The 9917-nt window shown below is 66.4% G+C and carries 18 protein-coding genes; 3 read left to right on the plus strand and 15 right to left on the minus strand.

Features of this window, described 5'->3' with window-relative positions; translation table 11 throughout:
- Positions 1–91: 91 nt before the first annotated feature.
- The 15 genes from rplE to C0012_RS03900 form a co-directional block, all read right to left on the minus strand.
- Positions 92–673: a 50S ribosomal protein L5 gene (rplE, locus tag C0012_RS03830; protein WP_110589683.1), complete on the minus strand. Its 582-nt coding sequence runs from the start codon at positions 671–673 to the stop codon at positions 92–94.
- A 10-nt stretch (positions 674–683) separates the two neighbouring features.
- On the minus strand, positions 684–1055 hold the full coding sequence (rplX, locus tag C0012_RS03835) for a 50S ribosomal protein L24 (RefSeq protein WP_110589682.1): 372 nt from the start codon (positions 1053–1055) through the stop codon (positions 684–686).
- Positions 1056–1058: 3 nt separating this feature from the next.
- A complete protein-coding gene (gene rplN / locus C0012_RS03840; protein WP_110589681.1) occupies positions 1059–1427 on the minus strand; it encodes a 50S ribosomal protein L14 in 369 nt (122 codons plus the stop codon).
- 29 nt (positions 1428–1456) lie between these two features.
- On the minus strand, positions 1457–1741 hold the full coding sequence (gene rpsQ / locus C0012_RS03845; protein WP_110589680.1) for a 30S ribosomal protein S17: 285 nt from the start codon (positions 1739–1741) through the stop codon (positions 1457–1459).
- Complete coding sequence (gene rpmC / locus C0012_RS15790; protein ID WP_110589679.1) at positions 1741–2046, minus strand: 50S ribosomal protein L29; 306 nt, start codon at positions 2044–2046, stop codon at positions 1741–1743. The genes rpsQ and rpmC overlap by 1 nt, the downstream gene beginning before the upstream one ends.
- On the minus strand, positions 2046–2465 hold the full coding sequence (rplP, locus tag C0012_RS03855; protein WP_110589678.1) for a 50S ribosomal protein L16: 420 nt from the start codon (positions 2463–2465) through the stop codon (positions 2046–2048). Before rplP ends, rpmC begins: the two co-directional genes overlap by 1 nt.
- Positions 2465–3220, minus strand: coding sequence for a 30S ribosomal protein S3 (gene rpsC / locus C0012_RS03860; RefSeq protein WP_110589677.1), 756 nt, complete (start codon positions 3218–3220; stop codon positions 2465–2467). The genes rplP and rpsC overlap by 1 nt, the downstream gene beginning before the upstream one ends.
- On the minus strand, positions 3220–3615 hold the full coding sequence (rplV, locus tag C0012_RS03865; protein ID WP_110589676.1) for a 50S ribosomal protein L22: 396 nt from the start codon (positions 3613–3615) through the stop codon (positions 3220–3222). The genes rpsC and rplV overlap by 1 nt, the downstream gene beginning before the upstream one ends.
- A 25-nt stretch (positions 3616–3640) precedes the next feature.
- On the minus strand, positions 3641–3922 hold the full coding sequence (gene rpsS / locus C0012_RS03870) for a 30S ribosomal protein S19 (protein ID WP_110589675.1): 282 nt from the start codon (positions 3920–3922) through the stop codon (positions 3641–3643).
- 12 nt (positions 3923–3934) lie between these two features.
- Complete coding sequence (gene rplB / locus C0012_RS03875) at positions 3935–4774, minus strand: 50S ribosomal protein L2 (RefSeq protein ID WP_110589674.1); 840 nt, start codon at positions 4772–4774, stop codon at positions 3935–3937.
- A gap of 27 nt (positions 4775–4801) precedes the next feature.
- Positions 4802–5101, minus strand: a complete 300-nt coding sequence (gene rplW / locus C0012_RS03880) for a 50S ribosomal protein L23 (protein ID WP_110589673.1) — start codon at positions 5099–5101, stop codon at positions 4802–4804.
- Entirely contained in the window at positions 5098–5754 is a 657-nt protein-coding gene (gene rplD, locus C0012_RS03885; protein ID WP_110589672.1) for a 50S ribosomal protein L4, read from the minus strand. Before rplD ends, rplW begins: the two co-directional genes overlap by 4 nt.
- A gap of 5 nt (positions 5755–5759) precedes the next feature.
- On the minus strand, positions 5760–6419 hold the full coding sequence (rplC, locus tag C0012_RS03890; RefSeq protein WP_110589671.1) for a 50S ribosomal protein L3: 660 nt from the start codon (positions 6417–6419) through the stop codon (positions 5760–5762).
- An 8-nt stretch (positions 6420–6427) separates the two neighbouring features.
- On the minus strand, positions 6428–6736 hold the full coding sequence (gene rpsJ, locus C0012_RS03895) for a 30S ribosomal protein S10 (RefSeq protein WP_110589670.1): 309 nt from the start codon (positions 6734–6736) through the stop codon (positions 6428–6430).
- Between the two features lie 467 nt (positions 6737–7203).
- Positions 7204–7410, minus strand: coding sequence for a hypothetical protein (locus C0012_RS03900; RefSeq protein WP_232527765.1), 207 nt, complete (start codon positions 7408–7410; stop codon positions 7204–7206).
- Between the two features lie 119 nt (positions 7411–7529).
- Here C0012_RS03900 and C0012_RS03905 point away from each other — a divergent pair, with 119 nt between their 5' ends.
- The 3 genes from C0012_RS03905 to C0012_RS03915 are packed head-to-tail and all read left to right on the plus strand — an operon-like array spanning position 7530 to position 9792.
- Positions 7530–8024, plus strand: a complete 495-nt coding sequence (locus tag C0012_RS03905) for a GtrA family protein (RefSeq protein ID WP_162621904.1) — start codon at positions 7530–7532, stop codon at positions 8022–8024.
- Positions 8021–8854, plus strand: coding sequence for a glycosyltransferase family 2 protein (locus tag C0012_RS03910; RefSeq protein ID WP_110589667.1), 834 nt, complete (start codon positions 8021–8023; stop codon positions 8852–8854). The genes C0012_RS03905 and C0012_RS03910 overlap by 4 nt, the downstream gene beginning before the upstream one ends.
- Positions 8851–9792, plus strand: coding sequence for a glycosyltransferase family 2 protein (locus C0012_RS03915; RefSeq protein WP_110589666.1), 942 nt, complete (start codon positions 8851–8853; stop codon positions 9790–9792). The genes C0012_RS03910 and C0012_RS03915 overlap by 4 nt, the downstream gene beginning before the upstream one ends.
- The last annotated feature ends 125 nt before the right edge of the window (positions 9793–9917 follow it).

The following is a 9917-nucleotide window of genomic DNA, read 5'->3' on the forward strand; positions in this document are numbered from 1 at the left end:
GGACAGCAATATTCGATTGTCCGCTAAGGAGCCGGGCTCGGCCAAACCGAGCCCGGCATCCTCAGCGTTTTCCCCGAGTGGACGGATCCGCTCAGGCGCTCTTGACGAACGGGAATCCGAGGTGCGTGAGCAGCGCCCGGCCCTCAGCGTCCGACTTCGCGGTCGTGACGATCGTGATGTCGAAGCCGCGGACGCGGTCGATCTTGTCCTGGTCGATCTCGTGGAAGATCGACTGCTCCGTCACGCCGAACGTGTAGTTACCGTTGCCGTCGAACTGCTTCGGCGACAGACCGCGGAAGTCGCGGATACGGGGAAGCGCGAGCGACACGAGGCGGTCGATGAACTCCCAGGCGCGGTCACCACGGAGGGTGACGTGTGCGCCGATGGCCTGTCCTTCACGCAGTTTGAACTGCGCGATCGACTTCTTCGCCTTGGTGACGACGGGCTTCTGACCGGTGATCGCGGAGAGGTCTGCGACCGCTCCCTCGATCACCTTGCTGTCGCGAGCGGCCTCGCCGACACCCGAGTTGACGACGACCTTCACGAGGCCGGGAACCTGCATGACGTTGGCGTAGCCAAACTCGTCCTGCAGCTTCTGGCGGATCTCGTCTCGGTAGACCTGCTTCAGGCGCGGCTGGATTCGGCCAGCCTGCGCGGCGGTGTCCGTGCTCATCTGTTAACCCTTACTTTCCCTTGGGGTCGGGGATGTCCTCGCCCGACCCCTTGGCGACGCGCACACGCACGGTCTTCTTGACGCCGTCCTTGACCTGCTCCTCCACGCGGTATCCCACGCGGGTCGGCTTCTTGGTCTTGGGGTCGACGATCGCGACGTTCGACGTGTGGATCGGGGCCTCGTAGGTCTCGATTCCACCCGTCTTCGTGCCGCGCTGCGTCTGACCGACGCGGTTGTGCTTGGTGATGTAGTTGACGCCCTCGACGACCACGCGGTTGCCGATGACCTCGAGCACCTTGCCCTGCTTGCCGCGGTCTCCGCCGCGCTCCTGGGTGGCGCCCGTGATCACCTGGACGAGGTCGCCCTTCTTGATCTTGGCCATGGGTTACAGCACCTCCGGGGCGAGCGAGACGATCTTCATGAACCGACGGTCGCGGAGCTCGCGGCCAACCGGTCCGAAGATGCGGGTGCCACGGGGCTCCCCATCGTTCTTCAGGATCACAGCCGCGTTCTCGTCGAACTTGATGTACGAGCCGTCGTCGCGGCGCGTCTGCTTCACGGTGCGGACGACGACCGCCTTGACGACGTCGCCCTTCTTGACGTTGCCGCCGGGGATCGCGTCCTTGACCGTCGCGACGATGGTGTCACCCACGCCCGCGTAACGGCGGCTGGATCCACCGAGAACGCGAATCGTGAGCAGCTCCTTCGCGCCGGAGTTGTCGGCGACCTTGAGGCGGGATTCGTTCTGAATCACTGGTTACTCCTTCAAGCGAGCCCGAGGGCTTACTTGGCCCTCTCGACGATCTCGACCAGGCGCCAGCGCTTGGTGGCGCTGGTCGGACGGGTCTCGTTGATCACGACGAGGTCGCCGATGCCGGCGGTGTTCTGCTCGTCGTGGGCCTTCAGCTTCTTCGTGCGGCGAAGAACCTTGCCGTAGAGGGGGTGCTTCATGCGGTCCTCGACCTCGACGACGATGGTCTTGTCCATCTTGTCGCTCACGACGTAGCCGCGAACGGACTTGCGGTAACCGCGCTCGACGGCCGCCTCCGTCTTGTTCTCGCTGGCCATCACTCAGCCTCTCCCTCGGCGACAGCAGGCTCTTCGGCCTTCTTCGCCTTGCTCTTCTTGGCCTTCTTCTCGACAGGGGCCGGCGTCGCACGGATCCCGAGCTCGCGCTCGCGGATGACCGTGTAGAGGCGCGCGATGTCGCGCTTCACGGCGCGGATGCGACCGTGGCTCTCCAGCTGGCCGGTGGCCGACTGGAAGCGCAGGTTGAACAGCTCTTCCTTGGCCTTGCGCAGCTCCTCGACGAGGCGCTGGTCTTCGAACGTGTCGAGCTCGGTGGTGGCGAGCTCCTTGGTGCCGATCGCCATTACGCGTCGCCCTCCTCGCGCTTGATGATGCGTGCCTTGAGAGGCAGCTTGTGCATTGCTCGGGTGAGCGCGCCCTTGGCGAGCTCTTCGCTCACGCCCGCGACCTCGAAGAGGACGCGACCCGGCTTGACGTTGGCAACCCACCACTCCGGCGAGCCCTTACCCGAACCCATGCGGACTTCGGCGGGCTTCTTCGTGAGCGGACGGTCGGGGTAGACGTTGATCCACACCTTGCCGCCGCGCTTGATGTGACGCGTCATGGCGATACGAGCTGCCTCGATCTGACGGTTCGTCACGTACGCGGGGCTGAGGGCCTGGATCCCGTACTCGCCGAACGACACCTTGGTGCCGCCCGTCGCCTGACCCGAACGCTTCGGGTGGTGCTGCTTGCGGAACTTGACCTTGCGAGGGATAAGCATTACGCCGACGCTCCTTCCGGGGCCTTCTTCGCGGCGTCGTCTCCACGACGCGGACCGCGACGGCCACCACGGTCGCGAGCGGGCTTCTTCGAAGCCTCTTCGCGAGCGAGTTCCTTGTTCGTGAGGTCACCCTTGTAGACCCAGACCTTCACGCCGATGCGGCCGAAGGTGGTCTTCGCCTCGTAGAAGCCGTAGTCGATGTTCGCGCGCAGCGTGTGCAGCGGCACACGACCCTCGCGGTAGAACTCGGTGCGGCTCATCTCGGCGCCGCCAAGGCGGCCGGAGACCTGGATGCGGACGCCCTTGGCGCCGGCGCGCATGGCGCCCTGCAGACCCTTGCGCATCGCGCGACGGAATGCCACGCGGGCAGCGAGCTGCTCCGCGACACCCTGCGCGACGAGCTGAGCATCGGCCTCGGGGTTCTTGACCTCGAGGATGTTCAGCTGGATCTGCTTGCTCGTGAGCTTCTCGAGCTCGCTGCGGATGCGCTCGGCCTCCGCACCACGACGCCCGATGACAATGCCCGGGCGGGCGGTGTGGATGTCGACGCGAACGCGGTCACGCGTGCGCTCGAGGTCGATGCGGCTGACACCGGCCCGGTCGAGGTTCTTCTGCAGAAGCTCGCGGATCCGGATGTCCTCCGCGACGTAGTCGGCGTACCGCTGGCCCGGCTTCGTCGAGTCGGCGAACCAACGGGACGTGTGGTCCGTCGTGATGCCGAGGCGGAAGCCGTAAGGGTTGATCTTCTGTCCCATTACTTGCTCGCCTTCTTCTTGCTGCCCACGGCCGCCTCGGCGACCTCGGGCGTCGAGAGCACGACCGTGATGTGGCTCGTGCGCTTCTTGATCTGGTCGGCGCGACCCTGGGCGCGGGGACGGAACCGCTTCAGCGTGATCCCCTCGTCCACGAAGGCGTTCTTGACGAAGAGGTCGTCTTCGTTCAGGAACTCACCCGAGGCGTCTGCCTTGACCTGCGCGTTGGCCTTCGCCGACTCGACGAGCTTGTAGATGGGCTCAGAAGCACCCTGCGCGGCGAACTTCAGGATCGCGAGGGCCTCGTCGGCCTGCTTTCCCTTGATGAGCGCGACGACACGACGAGCCTTCTGAGGGGTCACGCGGATGTGTCGCACGCGTGCGATGGACTCCACCATTTCTCTCTCCTCTTGCGTCACCGCGTCAGCGGCGACGGCCCTTCTTGTCGTCCTTCTCGTGGCCGCGGAAGGTGCGGGTGGGCGCGAACTCGCCCAGCTTGTGGCCGACCATGGACTCCGTCACGAACACGGGGATGTGCTTGCGACCGTCGTGCACGGCGATCGTGTGGCCGAGCATGGCCGGCACGATCATCGAACGACGCGACCAGGTCTTGATGACGTTCTTCGTTCCCGCCTCGTTCTGCGAGACAACCTTGCGAAGCAGGTGCTCGTCGACGAAGGGGCCCTTCTTCAGACTGCGTGGCATCTTCTTGAACTCCTACTTGCGCTTCTTGCCCGCGGAACGGCGACGCACGATGTACTTGTCGCTTTCCTTGTTGGCGTGGCGGGTGCGGCCTTCCGACTGACCCCAGGGGCTGACGGGGTGACGACCACCGGATGTGCGGCCCTCACCACCACCGTGGGGGTGGTCGATCGGGTTCATGACGACACCGCGGACGGTCGGGCGGATACCCTTCCAGCGGTTGCGGCCGGCCTTGCCCCAGTTGATGTTCGACTGCTCGGCGTTGCCGACCTCGCCGATCGTGGCGCGGCAGCGTGCGTCGACGTTACGGACCTCGCCCGACGGCAGACGGAGCTGCGCGTAGGGTCCGTCCTTCGCGACGAGACGCACCGAGGAGCCGGCCGAACGCGCGAGCTTCGCACCGCCACCGGGACGCAGCTCCACGTTGTGGATGACCGTACCCGTGGGGATGTTGCGCATCGGCAGGTTGTTGCCCGGCTTGATGTCAGCACCGGCGCCCGACTCGACGACGTCGCCCTGCTTCAGCTTCGCCGGAGCGAGGATGTAGCGCTTGGTGCCGTCGGCGAAGTGCAGCAGCGCGATGCGCGCCGTGCGGTTCGGGTCGTACTCGATGTGAGCGACCTTCGCGTTGATGCCGTCCTTGTCGGAGCGACGGAAGTCGATCACGCGGTACTGGCGCTTGTGGCCACCACCGATGTGACGCGTCGTGATGCGGCCCTGGTTGTTGCGGCCGCCCGACTTGGTCAGCGGACGAAGCAGCGACTTCTCAGGCGTCGAACGCGTGATCTCGGCGAAGTCGGCCACCGACGAGCCGCGGCGACCGGGGGTCGTCGGCTTGTAGTTGCGAATACCCATATTCGTTCCTTGTGTCCTTCCCAGCTATCAGGCGACAGCCGTGAAGATGTCGATGGTGCCCGACTTGAGCGTCACGATGGCGCGCTTGGTGTCCTTGCGCTTGCCAGTGCCGAAGCGGGTGCGGCGGGACTTGCCCTGACGATTCAGGGTGTTCACCGAGGCGACCTTCACGCCGAAGATCTTCTCGATCGCGAGCTTGATCTCGGTCTTGTTCGCGCGGGTGTCCACGATGAACGTGTACTTGCCCTCGTCGATCAGGCCGTAGCTCTTCTCCGAGACGACCGGCGCGAAGATGATGTCGCGCGGGTCCTTGTTGATCGCGGTCATGCCGAGACCTCCTTGGCGCCGGCCTTCATCGCGATGAACGCGTCGATGGCGGCCTGGGTGAAGACGACGTCGTCGCTGCGGACCACGTCGTAGGCGTTGAGCTGGTCGGCGACGAGCACGTGCACGTTGCCGAGGTTGCGGACGCTGAGGAAGCCGATCTCGTCGTCGCGGTCGAGGACGACGAGCGTCTTCTTCGAAGCCGTGAACGAGGAGAGGAACGACGCCGCGGCCTTGGTCGACGGCGACTCGGCGCCGAACGACTCGACCACGTGGATGCGCTGTCCGCGGAGACGGTCGCTGAGCACGCCGGCGAGGGCGGCCGCGATCATCTTCTTGGGGGTGCGCTGCGAGTAGTCGCGCGGCTTCGGGCCGTGCACGGTGCCACCGCCGCGGTGCTCGGGCTGACGGATCGAGCCCTGACGAGCGCGACCTGTGCCCTTCTGCTTGAACGGCTTGGCGCCCGTGCCCGAGACCTCACCGCGACGCTTCGTCGAGTGCGTGCCCTGGCGAGCAGCCGCGAGCTGCGCGGTGACGACCTGGTGGATCAGCGGAACGTTCGTCTTGACGTCGAACACCTGGGCCGGAAGGTCGACAGAGCCGACCTTCTTGCCGTCCGTGTTCAGGACGTCGAGAGCGAGAGTCGAGTCAGCCATCTAACTCAAGCCCCCTTCACTGCGTTGCGGACGTACACGACGCGGCCGCGCGCACCGGGGACGGCGCCCTTGACGAGCAGCAGGCCCTTCTCGGCGTCGACGGCGTGCACCGTGAGGTTGAGGACGGTCACGCGCTCGCCGCCCATGCGGCCGGCCATGCGCGTGCCCTTGAAGACGCGGCTCGGGGTCGCCGAGGCGCCGATCGAGCCGGGCTTGCGGTGGTTGCGGTGCGCACCGTGCGATGCGCCCACGCCCGAGAAGTTGTGACGCTTCATCGTTCCCGCGAAGCCCTTGCCCTTGCTGGTGCCGACGACGTCGACCAGCTGGCCGGCCTCGAACGTGCCGTCGACCGTGAGCTCCTGGCCCGCCTCGTAGTCCGCGGCGTCAGCCGTGCGGACCTCGGTGACGTGACGACGGGGCGTCACGCCCGCGGCCTGGAAGTGGCCGGTGAGGGGCTGGGTGACCTTGCGCGGGTCGACCTCGCCGCCCGCGATCTGAACGGCGTTGTAGCCGTCCTTCTCGGGGGTGCGGACCTGCGTGACGACGTTCGGCGCGAGCTCGATCACCGTGACGGGGACGAGCTTGCCGTTGTCGTTCCAGACCTGAGTCATGCCGAGCTTCTTGCCGAGCATGCCCTTCGAAATCTTGTTGTTGATGTCAGCCACGACGCACCTCAGAGCTTGATCTCGATGTTGACGTCGGCCGGAAGGTCCAGCCGCATCAGCGAGTCGACCGCCTTGGGGGTCGGGTCGACGATGTCGATGAGGCGCTTGTGCGTGCGCTTCTCGAAGTGCTCGCGGCTGTCCTTGTACTTGTGGGGCGAACGGATGACCGCCACGACGTTCTTCTCCGTCGGGAGGGGCACCGGGCCCACGACCTGCGCACCTGCGCGGGTCACGGTGTCGACGATCTTGCGCGCCGACGTGTCGATGACCTCGTGGTCATACGACTTCAGGCGAATGCGGATCTTCTGTCCCGCCATTTGTCTGCTCACTCTCTTCTCGCGTCATACCTCGATGGGCATTGGACGCACGTACCCTCCGGACACCCTTCGGGCCGGCACCGTTCGCCGCTGCGTGACGGACCCACAGGATCCGCTCGGCAGGACGCCGCGCCTTGTTCACATATCAGCCCCACGGCACGCAGGACGGGCCCGAGATGTCGTGGAATGTGATTCGTTCCTCTGCCCGCGGCCCAGATCTGGACGCCCATGGCGCCGCCTGTGCACTGCCAGTGCAGTGATCCGATGCGCGCACAGCGCAGGCATCGGAATGTGGAACTGGTCTATTCTGCCAGGCGCGCAGGTCGGAAAGCAACCCGGGCGTGTCGCGCTGAGGCTCCCGTGTTTCCGGGGATCCCGGCGTTCGCGCACGAAGCTCTCAGCAAGCTCACGAGTGACGCGAAAGGCCCCTCCCGCGAACCGCGGGAAGGGCCTTCGAGATCGTCGAGCTACTCGTTGCCGATCTTGTCGTCCAGGTTCTCCCGGATGTCGCCGGCCTTGTCGCCCAGCCCGACCTTGTCGGCGAGTTCCTCACCCTTGTCGAGAACGGAGTCGCTGATCTCCTCCGCCTTCTCGCTGTGCAGGGCGTCGTCGATCTTGTCCTTGTTGTCTTCGTAGGCTTCCTTGCCCTTGTTCACCAGGTCATCGAATCCCACCAGAAACCCCCTCATCTCGGATCGGTCTTGCGCGCCCCGCGAGCGCGCACCAACTAGTCTGGCACCGGCCCTGCCGCAGGGGAATAGCCGGTATCGACAGCGATCGGATGAGGACGCACGTGACAGAAGGACAGCGCGACGACGACGCGACGAGCGACGTCGTCGGCGGCATGTCCGGCCCGGATGGCCCCCTGCTGAGGTTCTTCGCGGATCGTCGGATCGCCTTCCTCGTCGTCGGCGGAATCAACACGGGCGTCGGCTTCGTGTGGTTCATCATCTTCTCGACGCTCTTCGACCATTGGTTTCCCGGTGCCGCCTGGACGGTTTTCGCGATCATCACGTGCGCCCAGATCACGTCGACGATCAGCGCGTTCTTCCTCTATCGCCACGCGGTGTTCCGCGTACGGGGTCACGTCTGGCTCGACTTCTTCCGCTTCCAGCTCGTCTACCTCACCGCCTTCGTGCTGAACCACGTCGTCGTGCCGCCGCTCGTGCTCTGGCTCGGCATGGACAAGATCCTCGCCCAGTTCCTGTTCACCTTCGTCTTCGCCGTCATGAGCTGGTTCGGGCACAGCCGCTTCTCGTTCCGGCGCAGCGGAAAGGAGGACCGATGAAACGCGCCCCCGAGCTGTCTGTCGTCGTCCCCGCGTTCCGTCAGTCGGCATTCCTCGCGGACACGATGCGCTCCGTCCTCGGGCAGACCGATGTCGACGTCGAGCTCATCGTGTCGGACCACGGATCCGATGACGGCACCTATGACGTCGCCGCCGCGTTCGAAGGCGACTCGCGCGTGCGCCTGATGCGCACCCCGGCGGGTGGCGGCGCGTACGCCAACTGGGCCGCCGTGACGAACGCGGCGCGCGGGGAGTTCCTGAAGCTCCTCCCCGGCGACGACACCGTGCTGCCCGGCGCCCTCGCCCGGCAGATCGCGCTCCTGCGATCGCACCCCGACGCCTCACTCGTCGCGGGTCCGCGCCGGATCGTCGACACGTCCGGCCGGACGATCGCGAAGCGCCGCGGGCTGCAGGGGCTCGACGCGACGCTCTCGGGCGACGAGGCCGTGCGACGAGCGGTCGTCAGCGGCACGAATCCGTTCGGCGAGCCCGGCGCCGTGACCCTGCGGCGCGAGGCGCTCGTCAGCGCCGGAGGCTGGCAGGGGCGGTGGTCGTATGCGATCGATCTCGCAAGCTATTTCGGCGTGCTGCAGCACGGATCCTTCGTCCGCGACGACGAGGTCGCTTCGACCTTCCGCGTCGGCGGCGGTCAGTGGTCCGTCGCCCTCGTCGACGAACAGGCCGACGAGATCACGCGCCTCTTCGAGGAGACGGGTCGGACGGTCGACGCCGTCACGCCCGACGATGTCCGGCGCGGCGCACGGCGCGCGCGGCGGCTCGCCCGCCAGCGGAGGCTCGTCTACCGCGTGCTCGGGGCGGTGAAGCGATGAAGTCCCTCGCCTTCGTCCTGCCCATCTACAACGAGCAGGACAACATCCCGGTGCTTTATGAGCGTCTCCGCGGCGTCGCGGATGGCCTCGCCGATCGCTTCACGTGCGAGTTCGTGTTCGTCGACGACGGATCCCGTGATCGCTCGCTGGCGCTGCTGCGCGAGCTCCGCGAGCGCGACGACCGCGTCTCGGTGTATGCGCTCGCCCGCAACAAGGGCCACCAGATCGCCGTCACGGCGGGGATCGACGTTGCAGACGCCGACGCCGTGATCGTCATGGACAGCGATCTGCAGGATCCGCCCGAGGTCGCCGTCGATCTCGTCGCAGCGTGGGAGGACGGCGCCGACGTCGCCTATGCCAAGCGCCGCACGCGCGAGGACGGATTCTTCAAGCGCTCGAGCGCGGGCTTCTTCTATTGGACGCTGTCGAAGCTCGCGCGCATCGAGATTCCTCGCGACACGGGCGATTTCCGCCTCATGGATCGTCGGGTGGTCGAAGAGCTCCGCCGCTACCCCGAGCGCAATCGCTTCCTGCGCGGCATGGTCGCCGAGATCGGCTTCGAGCAGCGCGCCGTCGAGTTCGATCGCTCCGCCCGTCACGCAGGCACGACCGGATACCCGCTCGGGAAAATGCTGAAGCTCGCCGCCGACGGCATCCTCGGGTTCAGCTCATTTCCTCTGCGCCTCATCAGCGCCATCGGCATGATCCTCGCCGTCGGCGCCGGCGTCTGGACCGTGTATCTCGCGATCTCGCGGCTGGTGAACCCCGAGTCGGTTGTCGAGGGGTGGACGTTCCTCGCCGCGGGCATGTTCCTGCTGGGCGGGATCCAGATGCTCATGCTCGGCGTGCTCGGCCAGTACATCGGCCGGATCTACGAGGAGGTGCAGGGCCGCCCCCTGTACGCGTTCAAGGTGGCCGACCACGGGCGTCGATCGTAGCGTCGTAGCGCCGCTACGCATCCCGTGCCAGGCCCCGTTCGCGAGGTGCGACCCTGTGAGACGGCGGCGGGCGATCGCTCGGGCCACGAGCCAGGACAGTGCGACGAGCCACGCCAGGGCGAAGG

Origin of the sequence: Microbacterium suaedae (assembly GCF_003254645.1) — a bacterium.
GTDB classification, from domain to species: Bacteria; Actinomycetota; Actinomycetes; order Actinomycetales; family Microbacteriaceae; genus Microbacterium; species Microbacterium suaedae.